This window comes from Vibrio porteresiae DSM 19223 (assembly GCF_024347055.1).
GTDB lineage: Bacteria > Pseudomonadota > Gammaproteobacteria > Enterobacterales > Vibrionaceae > Vibrio > Vibrio porteresiae.
In genome coordinates, this window is the sequence record NZ_AP024895.1 from 572,618 (window position 1) to 592,870 (window position 20,253).

Sequence of the window (20,253 nt, forward strand, 5' to 3'; positions counted from 1 at the left end):
CACCTCTGATGCCATGTGTACCTGGTTTGGTTGAGAAGTCATTTAGGTATAGCGCTCGCTGTTGTCATTCATCGTCGAATCTAGGGAGACTTTTTAGAAGTCTCCGTTCATTTTATGAATCAAGGATCCTATATGACGGATATCGGAAGCTTACTTATCGATGCATTTACTTTAATGTGCACGGGAATGTTGGTCGTGTTTCTATTTCTTACGGTATTAGTCTACCTCGTAAGATTGATGTCTCGACTACTTCCCAAAGAAACACTTCAACCTATTTCACCCCCTCAACCACTTTCGTCTACTGATCTAAACAGCACTAACCCCAAAGTGATTGCCGCCATATCTGCTGCGGTACATCAATATCGTTTGTCTCGTAAGTAAACAGTGAAAGAGAAAGGAGATTTAAGCATGTCTAAATCACTTGCGATCACGGATGTTGTTCTCCGCGATGCTCATCAATCCTTATTCGCGACCCGTATGCGTATCGAAGATATGTTACCTATTGCCGCAGAACTGGACAAAATCGGGTATTGGTCTTTAGAAACTTGGGGTGGGGCGACATTTGATGCCTGTATCCGATTTTTAGGTGAAGATCCTTGGGAACGCCTGCGTTTGTTGAAAAAGGCGATGCCTAATACACCAATGCAAATGTTACTGCGTGGACAAAACTTGCTTGGGTATCGTCACTATGCAGATGATGTGGTCGCAAAATTTGTTGAGCGCGCTCATGCCAACGGCATGGATGTCTTTCGTATTTTTGATGCGATGAATGATGTGCGAAATTTCCAAGCTGCAGTCAAAGCCACTATCGATGTCGGTGCTCATGCGCAAGGCACGCTCTCTTACACAATTAGCCCTGCGCACAATACTCAAACATGGCTGGATCTGGCGAAACGTTTAGAAGATCTTGGTTGTCATTCTCTGTGTATTAAAGACATGTCGGGTTTGCTCAAACCTTATGATGCAGAAGAGTTAATCTCTCGCATTAAGGAGTCATGTTCTATTCCTATTGCTTTGCACTGCCACGCGACAACTGGTCTTTCAACTGCAACCGCAATTAAAGCGATTGAAGCTGGCGTCGATATTTTGGATACCGCGATATCATCGATGAGTCAAACCTATGGGCATACTGCAACAGAGACTGTGGTTGCCATGCTGCAAGGTACACAGCGAGATACCAAATTGTCGTTGGAACAGCTCGAAGTGATTGCCACTTACTTCCGTGAAGTAAGGAAGAAATACGCCAAATTTGAAGGCCAATTAAAAGGGATTGATTCGCGTATTTTGATTGCTCAAGTACCCGGCGGCATGCTCACCAACATGGAAAGCCAATTAAAAGAGCAGGGGGCGGCTGATCGTCTTGATGAAGTTCTTAAAGAAATTCCAAATGTTCGCAAGGACTTAGGGTTTATTCCTTTAGTGACTCCTACCTCGCAGATTGTTGGGACTCAATCGGTTCTGAACGTTCTTACTGGGGAGCGCTATAAGAGCATTACCAAAGAGACGGCAGGGGTGCTAAAAGGGGAATACGGTGCAACACCTGCAGCAGTCAATAAAGAGTTGCAAGACAAGGTGCTTAATGGTGAAAAACCGATCACTTGTCGTCCTGCGGATTTGCTCCAACCTGAAATGATTCACTTAGCGACTGAGTTACGAGAAAAAGCCACTCAAGAAGGAATCAAATTGGCCAAGGAGCAAGTCGATGATGTGTTGACGTATGCCTTGTTCCCTCAAGTAGGTCTTAAGTTCCTGAAAAATCGTGGTAATCCAGCAGCCTTTGAACCAGTGCCAACGGCTAAACCTGCCGTGCAAGCGCCTGTAGTGCCTCAAGCTGCTAAAGGCATTGAGCAATACAGTGTGCGTGTTGATGGACAGGTATATGACGTGGAAGTGGGGCCTAAAGGCGAACTCACTTCGGTGACTCCTGCTGGAGCTCCTGCGACTAAATCGGCTGCGCCTTCTCCTGCACCTGCTTCAGTTGCCAATGGTGGTGATCCAGTGAAGGCACCTCTGGCTGGTAACATCTTTAAAGTGGTGGTGCAGCAAGGTCAAGAAGTGCATGAAGGCGATATTCTGGTTGTTCTTGAAGCGATGAAAATGGAAACCGAGATTCGTGCCATACACGGTGGGGTAATCCAAGCGATTACGGTGAAAGAGGGTGATGCCGTTTCTGTTGGACAACCTCTAATGACTTTAGCCTAAGAGGTCTCTGTTATGGACGGATTAGTCACGCTGTGGGCTGAAACGGGCATTGCTAACTTCCAAATTGGTCAGATCATTATGATCATTGTGGGCTGCGTGCTGCTGTTTTTGGCTATACATAAGGGGTTTGAACCCCTGCTTTTGCTGCCTATTGGATTCGGCGCTATCTTGGCGAATATTCCTAATGCTGGATTTACCGAGCCTGGTGGCTTGCTTTATTACATTTATCATGTGGGAATTGAGTCTGGTGTTTTCCCGCTCTTGATCTTTATGGGGGTTGGGGCGCTAACGGACTTTGGTGCATTGATCGCTAACCCGAAAACACTGTGGTTAGGCGCTGCGGCTCAACTGGGGATATTTGCCACTTTGTTTGGCGCGGTTTTACTAAACCTAGTGCCCGGCATGGAATTTACCATGGCAGATGCCTCCTCTATCGCGATCATTGGTGGTGCTGATGGGCCTACCGCTATCTTTCTGGCGAGTCGTTTATCGCCCGATTTATTAGGCGCAATTGCCGTTGCGGCTTATAGCTACATGGCGTTAGTACCTATTATCCAACCACCTATCATGAAAGCGCTTACCACCCCACAAGAGCGCAAGATTGAAATGGCGCAGTTACGTCATGTCAGCAAATTGGAAAAAATGGTCTTTCCATTGGTGGTGCTGTTGATGTCGGTACTGTTTTTGCCATCCTCAACACCTTTGGTTGGTATGTTCTGTTTGGGGAATTTGATGCGCGAATCGGGCGTTGTCGATCGTCTCTCAAAAACCGCACAAAATGAGCTGATCAACACGGTGACTATTTTCCTTGGTTTAGGGGTGGGTTCGAAGCTGCAGGCAGAAAAGTTTCTTAATGTGGAAACACTGGGGATTTTGGTGCTTGGTGCGATCGCGTTTAGTATTGGTACCGCAGGCGGTGTCATTATGGCCAAAATTCTCAACCGTTTTTCCAAAGAGAGTATTAACCCGCTGATTGGCGCTGCCGGAGTTTCCGCAGTTCCTATGGCAGCTAGGGTCGTTAATAAAGTTGGCCTGCAGTCTAATCCACAGAACTTTTTGTTGATGCATGCCATGGGACCCAACGTGGCGGGGGTATTAGGTTCAGCGGTAGCGGCTGGGATATTACTCGCTTTAGTCGGTTAGAACGTTGTTAATTTGTCTAGCAATTGTTCACGAATAACACTGAATTGGTATATATTCAAAGGGATGCCCAGACATCCCTTTTTTATTAGGTCACCACAGGGAATTGGATATGGAAAATAAACAGGTCGCTATTTCAAACTTTGGTGGTCCCGAAGTTCTTGTCATGCAGACAACGGAAGTTCCACAGCCTAAGGCTGGAGAAGTGCTCGTCAAAGTGGCATTCGCCAGTGTTAACCCCATCGATGTAAAAACCCGAGCAGGGTTAGGTTGGGCTGCTGCACAGAATAAAGATAAACTACCTTGGGTTCCCGGCTACGATATTTCTGGTCGAGTGATGGCGACTGGCGAGCAGGCAACGCGCTTTGTGGTGGGCGATAACGTGGCTGGGTTTATTGGTTTCCCGCTGCAAGGTGGTGGTTATAGCCAGTACATTTGCGTCGCAGAAAGTGAGCTTAGCCGAGTGCCCGATTCAGTGACCTTAGAAGCGGCAGCTGCTTTGCCTGTTGCCGGTCAAACTGCGGCACAAGCTTTGAATCAAGCTCAAGTGAAAGAGGGTGACTGCGTACTTATTCTGGCTGGTGCAGGTGGCGTTGGACATTTAGCTGTGCAAATCGCCCTAGCAGCAAAGGCTGAAGTTTATACCACATGCAGTGAAGATAACCTCGATTACCTAGCGACGTTAGGTGCTCACGCCATCAACTATAATTTTGCTCCCGTATCACAACGGTTAGAAAAAATTGATGTTTTGATTGACCTTGTCGGTGGTGATGCGGCGTTAGATGCTTTGAAATGTTTAAGCGATAACGCGCGAGTAGTGACTGTGCCAACCATTACGGCTGAGCTCATTTGTGAAAAAGCCAAACTACTGGGCTTTGAGGCATCTGGAATTCTGGTGGATCCTAATCCAGAGCAGCTCGATACCATGCTTTATATGGTCAGTGTCGGTTTACTTAAAATCGAAATTTTCCAAGTTTATCCACTTACTGAAGCGGATAAAGCTCATCAACAAATCGAAACTGGACACACACGAGGTAAGGTTTTGTTAGATATGAAATGTTAAATCACTTAGCGTCACTACTCAGTGATCTTTGGCAGCTGTTTTCCTCTTCCCCTCTGTGGGTGCTCGGTGGTAGCGGCTTTCTCAGCGCTACGTTATTACCTGGAAGTTCTGAGGCCGCTTTTATTGCCACATTATCTCTTCATCAATATTCTCTCTACATCGTTATTTTAGTTGCAACACTAGGTAACACTTTAGGTGGTCTAACAAATTACTGGATTGGGTTATGGTTACCCAATCGCGCTGTGCACCATCAAGGGCATAGAGTGATGAATTGGCTCAATCGTTATGGCTACTGGGCTTTGCTGCTGAGTTGGCTACCGGTCGTTGGCGATCCTCTCTGTTTAGCTGCAGGTTGGTTAAAGATGCGTTTTGGACCAGCGTTACTCATGATTGCACTGGGTAAGGCTGCTCGTTATTTGCTTTTGGCTTTGGTTTTTAATGGCTTTTTCTAAGGAATCTCATATGAGAAAAATCTTGTGTGGTGTTTTTTCTCTGTTCTTGTTGGTCGGCTGTGGTGCATCAAGTACATCGTCTTTCTTCTCTTCATTACCCGCTGGGGTTTCCCTTGTTGAAGAGGTCGATGCAACGCCAGGTAGTGTGACTATTGCTTATAAAAAATATAAGTTATCCAATGGATTAACGGTATTACTCACTCCTGATCATTCAGATCCCTTGGTACACGTTAATGTCACCTACCATGTAGGTTCTGCTCGTGAAGAGGTGGGTAAGTCTGGCTTTGCGCATTTCTTTGAACACATGATGTTTCAGGGCTCGAAACATGTGGGTGATCAACAGCATTTTAAACTGATTACCGAAGCGGGTGGGACGCTTAATGGGTCAACGAATCGAGATAGAACGCAATATTACGAGACGGTTCCTGCCAATCATTTAGAAAAAGTCTTATGGCTTGAGTCTGACCGCATGGGGTTTTTGCTCGATGCCGTGTCGCAGAAGAAATTTGAGATCCAACGTTCGACTGTGAAAAATGAGCGAGCACAAAATTACGATAACCGACCTTATGGCATGATGCGTTTGAAGATGGATGAAGCTATGTTCCCATCAAATCACCCGTATTCATGGCCAACAATTGGTTATGTGAGCGATCTTAATCAGGTTAACGTCAACGATCTCAAAGCGTTTTTCTTACGTTGGTATGGCCCGAATAACGCGGTTCTGACCATCGGTGGGGACTTCGATGAGCAGCAAACACTCAGTTGGATCGCAAAATATTTTGGTTCTATTCCTGCAGGACCAGAAGTGCCGAAGCTACCAAAGCAGCCAGCGACTCTCGATCGCGATCGCTTTGTAACCTTACAAGATCGTATTCAGCAACCCATGGTACTGATCGGCTGGCCGACCAGTTATTTGGGCGCTCATGATCAAGTGGCTCAAGAGGTCCTAGCCACTGCGTTAGGGCAAGGAGCAAATAGTCTTCTCTATCGAGATTTGGTTAAAACGCAGAAAGCGGTGAGTGCGGGATCATTTGTCGATTGTGCGGAGCTCGCCTGCACCTTTTATGTTTATGCCATGGCGCCTGCGGGTCAGCAACTTAAGCCGTTATATAACGACGTTATGGACTCTCTAGCTCGCTTTGGTAAGCAAGGCATCTCACCAGATTTATTGAATCAAATTAATGGGGTGGCTGAATCTAGTGCTATTTTCGGTTTGCAGAGTGTTCAAGGTAAAGTGAATGAACTTGCCTTTAATCAAACCTTCTTTGGCGAGCCTGAACGTATTCAGAAAGATCTCGCTGATATTCGCTCTGTAACGGCAGATAGCGTCGCTCAAGTCTACACACAGTACCTAGAGAACCGCCCTAAGGTGGTATTGAGCGTTGTTCCAAAACAAAGGGAAGATTTGGCCGCTCAAAAAGCCGATTTTGCACCAGCTGAGCGTCAGTTACCTGATTATCAGGTGATGCAAGAGAACCAATTAGCGTACCGTCATGTTAGTGATGATTTTGATCGCAGTATCATGCCCACGTCAGAAAGTGCGGTGAGCATTCATACGCCTAATACCTATAAAGTTTATTACGATAATGGTGCTGAATTAATTGGTGAGAAGAGCAGTGAAACCCCGACAGTTCTGATTCGTTTTAGCCTGCCAGCTGGTGAACGCTATGTTGCGAAAGGCAAAGAGGGGTTAGCGGATATTACCGCGACAATGATGAATCAAGGCTCGCTGCAATATTCTAAAGAAGAGCTGCAAGCAAAATTAGATACATTGGGATCGGATATCTCTATCTCTGCTGGCGAATATTCCACACAGGTGACGGTATCGAGTTTGACCAGTAAGCTCGGTCCTACATTAGATATTCTCCAAGAAGTGCTATTTCATCCTCGCTTCTCCGAGCAAGATTTCACTCGCGAAAAGCAGCGATTACTGCAAGGCATCATGTATCAGCAACAGACACCAGCTTGGTTGGCGGGACAAGCAACTCGACAGGTGCTGTTTGGGGATACCTTATTTGCACGTGAGAGTGGTGGAACCCCTGAATCAATTAAGGCCCTGACCTTAGAGGATGTAAAAGCCTTTTATCGTCAATATTACACCCCCAAAGGAACCCAGATTGTGTTAGTTGGGGATGTAAACAAAGAGCAAGCCCGTAAGCAGCTGTCATTTGTGCAAAACTGGCATGGAAAAAATGTTCCTTTGCTTCGTCCACAGGTTTTGCCGGATCTGAAGGGACAAAAAATCTATTTGGTCGATAAAGACAAAGCAACTCAGTCTGTTGTTCGCTTGGTTCGCCGTGGCTTACCTTATGATGCGACAGGAGAAAACTTCTTGTCTGAACTGGCTAACTTCAACTTGGCGGGTAATTTTAATAGTCGGATCAACCAAAATTTACGTGAAGACAAAGGGTACACCTACGGTGCGGGAAGCAACATTATTTCTAACCGTGAAACTGGGGCTATTATTTTTTATGCCAATGTCAGAGCTGATGCGACTGCTGATTCGATAGTTGAGATACAAAAAGAGTTGGCGCAATATAGTGAGCACGGTCCGACAGCGGATGAGGTAACGTTCATGCGTTTAGCGCTAGGACAACAGCAAGCGTTAGCTAATGAAACACCCGGGCAGAAAGCACAGGTATTAAGCCGCTTGATGGCGTATAGCTTGGATGATGACTACATACAGCAGCAACATGAGCTGGTACAAACAGTCGATAGGGCGACCTTATCTCGTTTAGCTAAAAAATGGTTTAAACCACAGGACTATCAAATTATCGTTGTCGGGGATGCCCAGTCGTTGCGTCCTCAATTGGAAAAGCTAAATATTCCGGTGGAGCAACTTGAAATCAGCCGTTAGAGCACACATAAACAAGAGGTGAAAAACTCACCTCTTCCCTTTTAAAAGGGACAAGTCTCAGCTTCAATTGGATTACATAACCATAAGCGAATCATATTTTGACTAAATTTGCCGAGCGACTCGAACGAGTTGCAAAAAGACCCGAAGTGTTTAAAGCGTTTGGCCGTGGTGTCGAACGAGAAACTCTGCGTTATCAAAAAGATGGCTCTATTGCTCAAACAGGTCATCCAGAGATGTTAGGCGCTGCGTTAACCAACTCTCTAGTGACAACCGATTATGCAGAGTCACTGCTGGAGTTTATTACGCCAGTATCCAATGACGTAGACACGCTCATTGCTCAACTTGAAGATATCCATCACTTTGCACAATCACATCTAGATAAAGAGCAGCTATGGCCGCTTTCTATGCCTTGTTACGTTGGCGCTGAAGATGATGTGAAGATTGCCCAATACGGCACTTCGAATTCGGGGCGAATGAAAACGCTATATCGTGCTGGATTGAAACGCCGTTATGGCAGCTTAATGCAAATTATTTCAGGTGTTCATTTTAACTTTTCTTTCCCTGACAGTTTTTGGGATGCCCTCTATGGTGAGCAAAGTGAAGAACAGCGCCAGAATACAAAATCAAAAGGTTATTTTGGTTTAATCCGTAATTACTACCGTTTCGGTTGGTTGATTCCCTACTTTTTTGGTGCATCACCCGCGCTATGCTCTTCCTTTATTCAAGGCAGAAAAACGGCTTTGCCATTCGAAAATATTGGTCAAACGCTTTATTTGCCACATGCGACTTCGCTGCGCTTGAGTGATTTAGGTTATACCAACCATGCTCAAAGCTCATTGCGCATTGGTTTTAATAGCATTGATGAATACTTAGAAGGGCTTAACCGCGCTATACGTACGCCTTCAGCAGAGTTTGCGCAGATTGGTGTCAAAGTGGATGGCGAGTACCGTCAACTTAACAGTAATGTGCTGCAAATCGAAAATGAGCTTTATGCGCCAATCAGACCTAAGCGTGTGACTAAAAAAGGCGAGAAGCCATCGGAAGCTCTGTCTCGTGGTGGTGTTGAATATATTGAGGTGCGCTCTTTAGACGTTAACCCATTTAGTCCAATTGGTATCACTGCACAACAAATTCGTTTCCTTGATCTCTTGGTTACTTGGATGGCGTTATCGGACTCTGACCCAATGGATGATTGTGAATTGGGATGCTGGCGTGATAACTGGCGTAAAGTGGTTACTGAAGGTCGTAAACCTGATTTGATGCTGCAAATTGGCTGTCATGGTGAACAGCTAACACTGCAACAGTGGGCGAAACGTGTGTTTGCCGATCTTAAGCTGGTGGCAGAATTAATGGACTCCGCTACTGGTGGTACCGAATATCAAGCGGTTTGCCATGAATTAGAGCGCTGGATTGATCATCCAGAATTAACCTTGTCGGCACAGATTCTTGAGAAAACAAAAGAACTTGGCGGTCTTGGTAAAGTGGGTACTGCGTTTGGTTCACAGCATTGTGTGACCAACACGGAACATGAATACTCGTTCTACAGTGAAGAGAGCATGCTCCAAGAGGCTGAACGTTCACTAGTAAAACAACGCGAAATGGAACAGAGTGATAGTGAGAGCTTTGATGAATTTTTGGCTCACTATTTTGCGTATCTCAACTGAGATGAAATCTGTGTTTCGTTTGCTGATGTTGGTGGGTGTCGCTTTTGTGTCTGGTTGCGCGACAGCACCGCCAACGAATCAGTCGAATCTATGTGATATCTTTCGGGAAAAACCGGATTGGTACGAAGCTGCTTTGAATATGAATAAGCAGTGGGGCACACCAATTCAGGTCGCGATGGCGTTTGTTAAACAAGAAAGCGCATTTCATCATGATGCGCTACCGCCCAAAGATTATGTGTTGGGCTTTATTCCTTGGGGACGAGTGAGTAGCGCTTATGGCTATGCTCAAGCGCAAGATCCTGCCTGGGATGAGTTCCAAAACTCAACGGATTATGGCGGTTCCCGTAACGATTTTGATGACGCCTTGATGTTCATCGGTTGGTATACCAGTGAGACCCAAAAACAGCTAGGGGTTTCTAAATGGGATACTTTTCACCAATACTTAGCGTATCATGAAGGCCGAGGTGGTTTTCAACGTCACTCCTATCGCTCTAAACCGGCAGTGGTTGCGGTGGCCAGAAAAGTTGAACATCAAGCGAAAGAATATGGCTGGCAGCTGAAACAATGCCGTCAGGAACTGGACGATAATTTAAGCTGGTTTTTCTAAACCAGTGTGCAATGGAGAAAAGAATCATGCCACTATTAGACAGTTTTACCGTCGATCATACACGTATGCATGCACCAGCAGTTCGTGTGGCAAAAAATATGACAACCCCTAAAGGCGATACAATCACTGTATTCGACCTGCGTTTTACTGTACCAAATAAAGACATTTTGTCTGAAAGAGGTATTCATACTCTAGAACATCTGTTTGCTGGCTTTATGCGTGCGCATTTAAACGGTTCTGATGTTGAAATCATTGATATTTCACCAATGGGTTGTCGTACTGGTTTTTACATGAGCCTTATTGGCGCTCCTGATGAACAGCGTGTAGCAAAAGCTTGGTTAGCTGCGATGGAAGATGTTTTGAAAGTTGAAGATCAAAACAAGATTCCTGAATTGAACAAATACCAATGCGGTACTGCAGCTATGCACTCACTAGAACAAGCTAAGCAGATTGCACAAAATGTCATTTCTGCAGGTATTCAAGTGAATAAAAACGAAGATTTGGCATTGCCAGAAGCGATGTTGAAAGAACTTAAGGTTCACTAATTTTTCGTTTATAAAAGAAAAGGCTTGGTTCGCACCAAGCCTTTTTGCTTTTGGCTCTAACGTCAGTCGGAGCACACATCGAATCGTTTTATCGACCAGCTAAAAGCCATTAGCTGGTCTTTTTCATCTTGGTTGGAAAAACTCTGACCAGCTTAATACGGTTCTCTTCCAACTCAACAATTTCCATCGGATGTTTGGCGATCTTAATGCTGATCTTATCCTCAGGAATATCTTCAAGATGCTCTAAAATCAGGCCATTAAGTGTTCTTGGACCATCTGTCGGCAACTTCCATTTGAGGCTCTTGTTGATATCACGGATATTGGCGCTACCTTCAATTAAGAAGCTACCATCACCTTGAGGGGTGATTTCTTCCGCAAGGCTTGGAGACATTGAGGTGGTGAACTCACCGACAATCTCTTCCAAAATATCTTCCAAGGTAATCAAACCAACGATATCACCGTATTCATCTACTATAAGACCAATACGTTCTTTATTGCGTTGAAATTTAAGTAGTTGCACGTTGAGTGGTGTACCTTCTGGAATGAAGTACACTTCATCGGCTGAACGAAGCAAGGTTTCTTTAGTCAGTTCATTCTTTTCTAACATCTGACGTGACGCATCACGTAAACGCAAAATACCTACTACTTCATCAATTTGGTCACGATACAAAACCAAACGACCGTGAGGTGAGTGAGTTAATTGGCGAACAATGGATTTCCAATCATCATTGATGTTGATACCGGTAATTTCGTTACGTGGCACCATGATGTCGTTTACCGTCACGTGCTCCAAGTCAAGAATCGAGAGCAGCATATCTTGGTGACGACGTGGAATTAGACCACCGGCTTCATTTACTACCGTGCGCAGTTCATCAGAGCTCAGCGAATCATCGCCACTTTGCTGTGGTTTTAGACCAAGCAACAGAATAAAACCGTTAGTGATGAAGTTCATGAAAATGACGATAGGAGCCATCACTTTCATTAGTACGTTTAGCAAAATACTACTCGCGTACGAAATCTTTTCTGGATAAATCGCAGCGATGGTTTTTGGTGTTACTTCAGCAAACACCAAAACAACAATGGTTAAGACACCTGTTGCAATGGCAACACCCACGTCACCGTAGAGGCGCATACCGAGTATGGTCCCGATAGCAGAAGCAAGGATGTTGACTAGGTTGTTACCAATCAGAATCAGACTGATTAGTCGGTCAGGACGATCTAACAGCTTTTCGACCCGTTTTGCGCCTTTGTGTCCAGTGTTGGCTAAGTGTTTGAGTCTATAGCGGTTCAGAGACATTAACCCTGTTTCAGAACCGGAGAAATAGGCAGAGATAACAATAAGACACGCGAGTAGCGCAAACAATATACCCGTAGATATGTCGTCCAAAACGATCCATTTCCTTATAACAATTTGAGTAATTAATGACCTATGTGAGGTCAGGTGTCAATGAAGAAAAGGTCTAAACCTAGACCTTAACTAAGAATAAATTCCTTCACAAAGCGGCTACCAAAGTAAGCTAGAGTGAGTAATAAAGCACCAATGACGGAAAGCCAAGTGACTTTTTTACCACGCCAACCACGTTGGTAATGGCCCCACAACAAAACGCAATACACAATCCACGCAATAAAAGAGAGTATCCCTTTATGCGCTTTTCCTTCTGCAAACATATCGGTCAAGAACCAAAATCCAGTGATTAAGGTACAAGTCAGAAGAGCATTACCAACCACAATGATATTGAACATATGACGTTCAACTTTCATCAGCGGAGGTAAGTTCGGATTGATTGCGAGGCTCTTTTTCTTCTTCAGTTTATGATCTAACCAAGCAAGCTGAATGGAGTACAGCGCGCCGATACAGAGCGTAGAGTAGGAAAAAAGTGCGAAAGAAATATGAATGAGCAGTGTGCCGTTGTGCTCTAAATGCGTCATAAACGTATTTGGAACCACTTTAGCAATCACTAAGTTGATAGCGGAGAAACTATAAACTATCGGCAATAGAAACCATAGACGCGCCTTAAACATCGATGCTGTCATCAAGCATGAAACAATGAAGCTCGTTAACGAAGCAACATTGAGAATACTTAAATTCTGCCCATTACGATGAAATATAAGATCACTTAGTAGCCAAGCATGAAAGACTAGCGCGAGGACGGCACAGCCAAATACGGCTTTGGTTTTGATGCCTGTCTGGTTGACCACACCGGGTACGATCATCGCGATAGATGCAAAATATAAAAAAGCGGCAACTGCGGTGATAAAGTTGTCCATGTTTCTCACTAAACCGATTATTGAATCGCTCGATTATACCTTGAGTGATGCCAATGGGCTATGGCTGTTTAAACAATGATCATGCAGACTTTGTTTAGAAAAGTGATCTATGCCAATGATGAAATTGATATCTTAGGTGCTTGATAGAGATCTCATGGGTATGCCTAATCCTCTGGCTAAGGTATACTCACGAGTAGATGGTCGCCTGATAGCGAAGAGAATAGAGATGTTTGAGAATTTAACCGAACGATTATCCAAAACGCTGAAGAACATCAGCGGTAAAGGTCGTCTTACTGAAGACAATATCAAAGAGACGTTGCGCGAAGTGCGCATGGCGCTGTTAGAAGCTGACGTTGCTCTGCCTGTTGTTCGTGATTTTGTAAATCGCGTCAAAGAGAATGCAGTTGGCGTGGAAGTCTCTAAATCCCTGACGCCAGGCCAAGAGTTCATCAAGATTGTTCAAGCTCAGCTTGAAGCAGTAATGGGTGACTCCAATGAGGCTCTTAACCTAGCAGCTCAGCCGCCAGCCGTTATTTTGATGGCCGGTTTACAAGGTGCAGGTAAAACAACCAGCGTTGGTAAACTGTCGAAGCTGCTAAAAGAGCGCGACAAGAAAAAAGTATTAGTGGTTTCAGCTGACGTGTATCGCCCTGCGGCGATCAAACAGTTGGAAACCTTGGCATCGGATATCGGTGTGGATTTCTTCCCATCGTCGGCTGACCAAAAGCCAATTGATATCGCTAACGGTGCTATTGACCACGCAAAACGTAAATTTTATGACGTGGTGATTGTCGATACCGCTGGTCGTCTTGCAATTGACGAACAGATGATGGGCGAAATCAAAGAGCTTCATCATGCGATCAAGCCTGTTGAAACCCTGTTTGTTGTTGATGCAATGACAGGTCAAGATGCGGCGAATACTGCGAAAGCCTTTGGCGATGCACTACCATTGACTGGTGTTATCCTAACCAAAGTCGATGGTGATGCACGTGGTGGTGCGGCGCTTTCTGTCCGTCATATCACTGGTAAGCCAATCAAATTCTTGGGTGTGGGTGAAAAAAACGACGCATTAGAACCTTTCCATCCTGATCGTGTGGCATCACGTATTTTGGGCATGGGTGATGTTCTGTCTCTGATTGAAGATTTGCAACGTAACGTTGACCATGAAAAAGCAGAGAAGCTGGCGAAGAAATTTAAGCAGAAGAAAGGCTTTGATTTAGAAGATTTTCGTGAGCAACTCGGTCAGATGCAAAACATGGGTGGCATGATGGGTATGTTGGATAAACTGCCTGGTATGTCTCAGCTACCTGCTGATGTGAAAAACAAAGTCGATGATAAAGTTTTCAAACAGATGGAAGCGATTATCAGCTCGATGACCATGAAAGAGCGTCAAAACCCGGACTTGATTAAAGGTTCGCGTAAAAAACGTATTGCGGCGGGTTCTGGTACTCAAGTGCAAGACATTAACCGTCTATTAAAACAGTTCACCCAGATGCAGAAGATGATGAAGAAAATGCAACAGGGTGGAATGAAAGGTATGATGCGCACCATGCAAGGCATGATGGGCGGAATGGGTGGCGGCTTTGGTGGTGGTGGCGGTTTCTTCGGTCGTTAAGCTGTTTATGCGATAAACAATCGTTGACGACTTTTCAAACTGTTAACTACTTCACAGACATTTTCGCCTAATCTTGTTGGCGAAAAAATAGCTAAAACCCTTGCAATGCCTCGGAATAAGAGTAAAATTCCGAGGCTTTATTTTGGCACGAGACCCCAAACTGTTATTTTATGAACGGTTCTTGGGGTTAATTTTATTATTGAGAAAGCAAAGAGGACGACATGGTTACCATTCGTTTGGCACGTCACGGCGCTAAAAAGCGTCCATTCTATCAAATCGTTGTTGCGGACAGCCGTAACGCAGCTACTGGCCGTTTCATTGAGAAAGTAGGTTTCTTTAACCCTACTGCTACTGGTCAAGAAGAAGGCCTACGTCTAGATCTAGACCGCGTGAACCACTGGGTATCACAAGGCGCTACTGTATCTGACCGCGTAGCTAAACTAGTTAAAGACGCTCAAAAAGCGGCTTAATTCTGTTTAGAAGCAACTAGTTTATGTCGATGAAAGGTAAAGAAACAATGAGTGAGCAAAAAGAAAGAATCGTTGTAGGTAAACTAGGTTCTACTTATGGCATTCGTGGCTGGCTTAAAGTTTTTTCCTACACAGACAATCCAGAAAGTATTTTTGAGTACAGCCCTTGGTTTATTGACCAAAAGGGCGAGTGGATTGAATTCAAAGTAGAGAGCTGGAAGCGCCATAACCAAGGTATGGTGGTGAAACTGAGCGGACTTGATGTTCGTGAAGATGCACAATTACTGACAAATCTCGAAATTGCAATTGATCCAGCGGTACTACCTGAACTGTCAGAAGATGAGTTCTACTGGCGAGAATTGTTTGGCATGCAAGTGGTAACGACTCAGGGTTATGACCTTGGTCAGGTCACTGATATGTTAGAAACTGGCTCAAACGATGTTCTGGTAGTGAAAGCAAATCTGAAAGATGCTTTCGGCCAAAAGGAACGATTAATTCCGTTTCTTGAAGAGCAAGTGATCATTAAAGTTGATCGCGAAGCTCAACGGATCGAAGTTGACTGGGATCCTGCGTTTTAACTCTAAAGACGATAAGGCAAAGAACAATGTGGGTTGGCGTTATTAGCCTATTTCCAGAAATGTTCCGTAGCGTGACGGATTTTGGAGTAACAGGTCAAGCGGTAAAAAAAGGGTTGTTGTCAGTTGAGCTTTGGAATCCTCGTGATTTCGCTCATGACAAACGTCACACTGTTGATGATAAGCCCTACGGTGGTGGTCCTGGCATGTTGATGATGGTTCAGCCTTTGCGCGATGCCATTCACAGTGCAAAACAGGCTGCCCCGGGAAAGACGAAAGTCATCTACTTGTCTCCACAAGGTCGCAAGCTCGATCAAACTGGAGTAGAAGAACTGGCAACAAATGAGAATTTAATTCTGATTTGTGGTCGTTACGAAGGGGTAGATGAACGCATTATTGAGTCCGAAGTTGACGAAGAATGGTCAATTGGTGATTTCGTAATGACGGGTGGTGAACTCCCAGCCATGACGTTGATTGATTCTGTCTCTCGGTTCATTCCGGGTGTACTTGGAGATTTCGCGTCAGCAGAAGAGGACTCTTTTGCGAATGGCTTATTGGATTGCCCACACTATACACGTCCTGAAGTGTTAGATGGAAAAGAGGTGCCTGCGGTACTGAAATCCGGAAATCATGAGGATGTGCGTCGCTGGCGGTTGAAACAATCGCTAGGCCGTACCTGGAAAAGAAGACCAGAGCTCCTGGAAAACCTAGCTCTGACTGACGAACAGGAACTATTACTGGCTGAGTTCATTAAAGAATCTCAGAACCCGTAACCTATTTTATTAAGTATCAGTTTATTCTAGGAATTTAAATAATGAGTAACATCATCAAGGCTCTAGAACAAGAGCAAATGAAACAAGACCTACCTCAATTTGCACCAGGTGACACTGTTGTTGTTCAAGTTAAGGTAAAAGAAGGTGACCGTGAACGTCTACAGGCGTTCGAAGGTATCGTAATCGCTATTCGTAACCGTGGTCTACACTCAGCATTCACTGTACGTAAGATCTCTAACGGTGAAGGCGTTGAGCGTACTTTCCAAACTCACTCACCAGTTGTTGATAGCATTGAAGTGAAACGTCGCGGTGCTGTACGTCGTGCCAAACTGTACTACCTACGTGATCTATCTGGTAAAGCTGCTCGTATTAAAGAGAAGCTTGCTAAGAAGTAATGCTAGAACTCGCGTTCTCATAAAAACGGAGCCTACGGGCTCCGTTTTTTATACATAAACATTATCGATATCTCTCCACTACTGATGGGAGCAATTCGATAGTGATAGAGACAAAAAAGAGTGATAAAAAAAGAGAAGCATAGCTTCTCTTTTGTGTTTTATAGCGTATCTAATAGATTAATCACGTGTATCTTCTGCGATGGTGACCGGTACAACTACCTCTTTACCTTTACGCAGCAAGGTGATTTGGACTGTCGTTCCTGGACGCAAATTGGTAATGGTATCCATGACGCTTTGGCGTCCACTGATCTTCTTACCATCTATCTTCAATATGATGTCATTGGCTTTTAAACCTGCTTTTTGTGCAGGTCCGTTAGGATCAACTCCAATCACCAAAATACCACCGATATGTTCCCCATCAAGCAATCGCGAGGTGACCGCATTCATATCTTCGCCATCCACACCAATATATCCGCGAATCACCCGGCCATCAGCGATGATTTTATTCATGATGGTATTGGCCAATGAAAATGGGATAGCAAACGAGATGCCGTAAGTTTCGATATCAGTGGCTTGTTGGAAAGAGGCCGTATTGATGCCGACCAATTCGCCGCGAGAGTTAACTAATGCACCGCCTGAGTTACCTTCGTTGATGGCTGCGTCCGTTTGGATGAAAGCTTGGCGGCGACCCGCACTAATCGATGAACGCCCAGTGGCAGAGATAATACCAAAGGTGGTGGTTTGTCCTAGGTTATAAGGATTGCCAATCGCGAGTACCACATCACCGACTTTAGGTTGGTAATTAGGGTTTAAAGGGATAACTGGTAGGTTAGTACCTTCAATACGTAATACTGCAAGGTCCGTACGTTTATCTTTACCAACCAGTTGCGCTGCTGCAACACGACCGTCTTGGAGAGCCACAATAATTTGGTCAGCTTGAGCAATCACGTGGTAGTTGGTAATGATGTAACCTTTACTGCTGACAATAACACCAGATCCTAGCCCTTGAGTGGAAAGCTTCTGATGATTGTCTCGGTCGTATTGACGACTATAAATGTTTACCACAGCAGGAGCAGCGCGATGTACTGCTTGGTTAAAGGATAATTGTACTGTTCCCATATCTGCCGCATTTTCTTCATTTTGAGGCAGAATATGAGCTCGAAGCGATGGTACTGAGACTACGATGATCGCAGCTGCAAGCACACCAATACCAATGGAACGAAGCCAAAATTTCAGCATAAAGACCCCAAAAAAATCAATAACGACAATGAATATGAGCGACTAATAAGCGGTATTGTATGCTGAATCAGTGCTAAATCGCTACTTTGTTTTCACTCTATTACGTGGCTAAAGAGGTAAAATGGGCTCTTATTACCCACAAAAAGACCCAACAAAAAAGTGCAGACAAAGTACCAAAAAGAAAAGGCAGTAGTATAAAAGAAGACTACTGCCTAGGTGTATCCGATATTCCCCATCCTGACAGAATGGAGAGAAAAAGCACGGCGCTGTTGTACCGTGCTTAATCGAAGACGTTAGCGAATGATCAAGTAGATCGACTGCTCACCACGTTGGATGTTCAGGGCTAGAACGCCTGGCTTTTTCTCAAGGATCTTACGTAGATCGGCGATATTCTTCACACGTTCACGGTTCACGCCAATGATGATGTCATCTTTTTGCAATTGGTATTGCGCTGCTGGTGAGTCTTTTTCTACGGAGACCACTTTCACACCTTGGATTGAATCGGCGGAAGTCGTGTTACTGAACTGGGCACCAGCAAGACCTTGGTGTAGATCAGCGGCTTGAGTTTTAGTTTCGTTTTGCTCACCTAAAGTGACTTTAAATGATTCAGTTTTACCATCACGGATGATACCAAGAGTAACCTCTTTACCAGCTCCTAATGTCGCCACTTTTGCACGTAGTTCGGAGAAGGAATCAATCGATTTACCGTTAACGGAAACAATCACGTCACCTGCTTTTAGGCCAGCTTTGTCTGCTGCACTATCAGGAACCACTTGGCTAACAAAAGCCCCTTTACTTGAGTCTAGGCCAAGCGCTTCTGCCAATTCAGAGTTTACTTCACCACCTTGGACACCCAGCATACCGCGTTTTACTTCGCCGTATTTTAGAATTTGGTCGGTAAGGTTTTTCATCATATTTGATGGGATAGAGAAACCAATACCTACGTTACCGCCATTAGGGCCAAGAATCGCCGTGTTAATACCGATGAGTTCACCATTAAGGTTAACTAACGCACCACCAGAGTTGCCACTGTTAATTGCAGCATCGGTTTGAATAAAGTTTTCGAAGTTTTCGATATTGAGTCCACTACGGCCCAACGCAGAAATGATGCCGGACGTTACCGTTTGGCCAAGACCAAATGGGTTACCGATAGCGACTGCAAAATCACCCACACGTAGTTGATCAGAGTCGGCAATTTTAATTTCGGTTAGGTGTTTAGCATTCTTCAGTTGCAGTAGGGCGATATCTGACATCTTGTCGCCACCCACCAATTTTGCTTCGTACTCACGACCATCGTGAAGTTGCACTCGGATGGAGTTTGCACCATTAATCACGTGGTAGTTGGTAACGACATAGCCTTTTTCTGAATTGATCACGACGCCTGAACCGAGCCCTTTAAATGGACGCTCTTGAAGTTGTTCAGTAGGGAAATCTGGACCAAAGAAAAATTGGAACTGTTCTGGAATACGTTGACGGGAAACTTGGGTCCCTTCTACAGCAATACTGACCACCGCTGGTGTTACCTTTTCTAGCATGGGCGCTAAACTAGGTACTTGCTCCCCTTGAACCGTTAGGGGGAGAGCCGCTGATGCCGGTAGCGGGGCAATGATGGAACTTAAACTTAAAGACAATGCGGTAAGAACAAGCAAAGGTTTTTTCATCATAAAACTCCTCAAAGATACACGCCTGTAGTGTTTGATATATGTGCCAAACGAAAAAATTCAACAGACTCAATGTGAGTTATGACTCAAAAACCTTTGCAAAGTTCAGTCACTATTTTAACAATTAACTGGCTCGGCTATTTACCACCTGTGATGAGTCCAAAATTTCTTTCTTCTCATCTTTTAGCAAACCTGTAGCGCCAGAAGCGTAATCTTTCGGTGGTAATGCATGGCCTTCTTCATCGACAACTAACGATTCGTCAGTCTGATTATGTTGTGCCATGGCTTTTTCAAACGGATTGTCTTGTTCTGGCATATTCGGCAACAAATCGACCGATGTTTTGGCCATGTGTTGGTAAAGCTTTGTGTAATCCTTGCCCAATGCGTCTAGCATTTCAGCGGTTTGAGAAAAGTGATCCGCGAGCTCTTGACGTTGCTGCTCTAGCTCGAATTTTGCAGTTTGCAGATCTTTGTGTAGGGACTTTTGAGACTTATACTGTGGCGTAGTCAGGCGTGCGATGATGATCCCGACAACAACGCCAACTAGCAGGCCTACAATAGCATATATCCAAGGCATAACAGCTCCTTATTGTTGTTATTTAACATGTTTTTCACCAATTGGTTACACATGCCCTAGTCACATGTTACTATGAGTTCATGGTTGGGATAAAGCAAAAAGCATGTGCGCTGTGCGTCAGTTTTTTCTCTTTAAAGATAGTAGACAGCA

The 20,253-nt window shown here is 44.6% G+C and carries 19 protein-coding genes; 14 read left to right on the forward strand and 5 right to left on the reverse strand.

Translation table 11 applies throughout. The features are described 5' to 3' along the window. Positions 1 to 132: 132 nt before the first annotated feature. From OCV11_RS02725 to luxS, 9 genes are all read left to right on the forward strand, one after another. The gene (locus OCV11_RS02725) at positions 133 to 381 is read left to right on the forward strand and encodes an oxaloacetate decarboxylase subunit gamma (RefSeq protein WP_261894845.1); all 249 of its coding nucleotides are present in this window, start codon (positions 133 to 135) and stop codon (positions 379 to 381) included. Positions 382 to 408: 27 nt separating this feature from the next. Then, positions 409 to 2,202, forward strand: a complete 1,794-nt coding sequence (gene oadA, locus OCV11_RS02730; protein ID WP_261894846.1) for a sodium-extruding oxaloacetate decarboxylase subunit alpha — start codon at positions 409 to 411, stop codon at positions 2,200 to 2,202. A gap of 12 nt (positions 2,203 to 2,214) precedes the next feature. After that, positions 2,215 to 3,345 (forward strand): sodium ion-translocating decarboxylase subunit beta, encoded by a 1,131-nt coding sequence (locus OCV11_RS02735; protein ID WP_261894847.1) that lies wholly within the window; start codon positions 2,215 to 2,217, stop codon positions 3,343 to 3,345. Between the two features lie 109 nt (positions 3,346 to 3,454). Next, positions 3,455 to 4,405, forward strand: coding sequence for an NADP-dependent oxidoreductase (locus OCV11_RS02740; RefSeq protein WP_261894848.1), 951 nt, complete (start codon positions 3,455 to 3,457; stop codon positions 4,403 to 4,405). Beyond that, positions 4,399 to 4,857, forward strand: a complete 459-nt coding sequence (locus tag OCV11_RS02745) for a YqaA family protein (protein WP_261894849.1) — start codon at positions 4,399 to 4,401, stop codon at positions 4,855 to 4,857. The genes OCV11_RS02740 and OCV11_RS02745 overlap by 7 nt, the downstream gene beginning before the upstream one ends. Before the next feature lie 10 nt (positions 4,858 to 4,867). Then, positions 4,868 to 7,714, forward strand: a complete 2,847-nt coding sequence (locus tag OCV11_RS02750) for a M16 family metallopeptidase (protein WP_261894850.1) — start codon at positions 4,868 to 4,870, stop codon at positions 7,712 to 7,714. A gap of 98 nt (positions 7,715 to 7,812) precedes the next feature. Beyond that, a complete protein-coding gene (gshA, locus tag OCV11_RS02755; RefSeq protein ID WP_261894851.1) occupies positions 7,813 to 9,378 on the forward strand; it encodes a glutamate--cysteine ligase in 1,566 nt (521 codons plus the stop codon). 1 nt (position 9,379) lies between these two features. Continuing rightward, the gene (locus OCV11_RS02760; RefSeq protein WP_261896208.1) at positions 9,380 to 9,985 is read left to right on the forward strand and encodes a transglycosylase SLT domain-containing protein; all 606 of its coding nucleotides are present in this window, start codon (positions 9,380 to 9,382) and stop codon (positions 9,983 to 9,985) included. Between the two features lie 26 nt (positions 9,986 to 10,011). Next, the gene (gene luxS / locus OCV11_RS02765; protein WP_261894852.1) at positions 10,012 to 10,530 is read left to right on the forward strand and encodes an S-ribosylhomocysteine lyase; all 519 of its coding nucleotides are present in this window, start codon (positions 10,012 to 10,014) and stop codon (positions 10,528 to 10,530) included. A 109-nt stretch (positions 10,531 to 10,639) separates the two neighbouring features. Here luxS and OCV11_RS02770 read toward each other — a convergent pair whose 3' ends face one another. Then, positions 10,640 to 11,917, reverse strand: a complete 1,278-nt coding sequence (locus tag OCV11_RS02770) for an HlyC/CorC family transporter (RefSeq protein WP_261894853.1) — start codon at positions 11,915 to 11,917, stop codon at positions 10,640 to 10,642. Between the two features lie 86 nt (positions 11,918 to 12,003). Then, entirely contained in the window at positions 12,004 to 12,798 is a 795-nt protein-coding gene (locus OCV11_RS02775) for a cytochrome C assembly family protein (RefSeq protein ID WP_261894854.1), read from the reverse strand. Positions 12,799 to 13,024: 226 nt separating this feature from the next. Here OCV11_RS02775 and ffh point away from each other — a divergent pair, with 226 nt between their 5' ends. From ffh to rplS, 5 genes are all read left to right on the forward strand, one after another. Further along, positions 13,025 to 14,413, forward strand: coding sequence for a signal recognition particle protein (ffh, locus tag OCV11_RS02780; RefSeq protein ID WP_261894856.1), 1,389 nt, complete (start codon positions 13,025 to 13,027; stop codon positions 14,411 to 14,413). Between the two features lie 221 nt (positions 14,414 to 14,634). Then, positions 14,635 to 14,883 (forward strand): 30S ribosomal protein S16, encoded by a 249-nt coding sequence (gene rpsP, locus OCV11_RS02785; protein WP_042480523.1) that lies wholly within the window; start codon positions 14,635 to 14,637, stop codon positions 14,881 to 14,883. Positions 14,884 to 14,906: 23 nt separating this feature from the next. Next, the gene (rimM, locus tag OCV11_RS02790) at positions 14,907 to 15,461 is read left to right on the forward strand and encodes a ribosome maturation factor RimM (RefSeq protein WP_261894858.1); all 555 of its coding nucleotides are present in this window, start codon (positions 14,907 to 14,909) and stop codon (positions 15,459 to 15,461) included. Positions 15,462 to 15,487: 26 nt separating this feature from the next. Then, on the forward strand, positions 15,488 to 16,231 hold the full coding sequence (gene trmD, locus OCV11_RS02795; RefSeq protein WP_261894859.1) for a tRNA (guanosine(37)-N1)-methyltransferase TrmD: 744 nt from the start codon (positions 15,488 to 15,490) through the stop codon (positions 16,229 to 16,231). 41 nt (positions 16,232 to 16,272) lie between these two features. Next, positions 16,273 to 16,626, forward strand: coding sequence for a 50S ribosomal protein L19 (gene rplS, locus OCV11_RS02800; RefSeq protein WP_000065250.1), 354 nt, complete (start codon positions 16,273 to 16,275; stop codon positions 16,624 to 16,626). Between the two features lie 177 nt (positions 16,627 to 16,803). On the opposite strand, the gene degS is transcribed toward rplS, so the two are convergent. From degS to zapG, 3 genes are all read right to left on the reverse strand, one after another. Then, positions 16,804 to 17,865, reverse strand: a complete 1,062-nt coding sequence (gene degS / locus OCV11_RS02805) for an outer membrane-stress sensor serine endopeptidase DegS (protein ID WP_261894860.1) — start codon at positions 17,863 to 17,865, stop codon at positions 16,804 to 16,806. Between the two features lie 293 nt (positions 17,866 to 18,158). Then, positions 18,159 to 19,526 (reverse strand): Do family serine endopeptidase, encoded by a 1,368-nt coding sequence (locus OCV11_RS02810; protein ID WP_261896209.1) that lies wholly within the window; start codon positions 19,524 to 19,526, stop codon positions 18,159 to 18,161. Between the two features lie 124 nt (positions 19,527 to 19,650). Further along, a complete protein-coding gene (gene zapG, locus OCV11_RS02815; RefSeq protein WP_261894861.1) occupies positions 19,651 to 20,103 on the reverse strand; it encodes a Z-ring associated protein ZapG in 453 nt (150 codons plus the stop codon). Between the last annotated feature and the right edge of the window lie 150 nt (positions 20,104 to 20,253).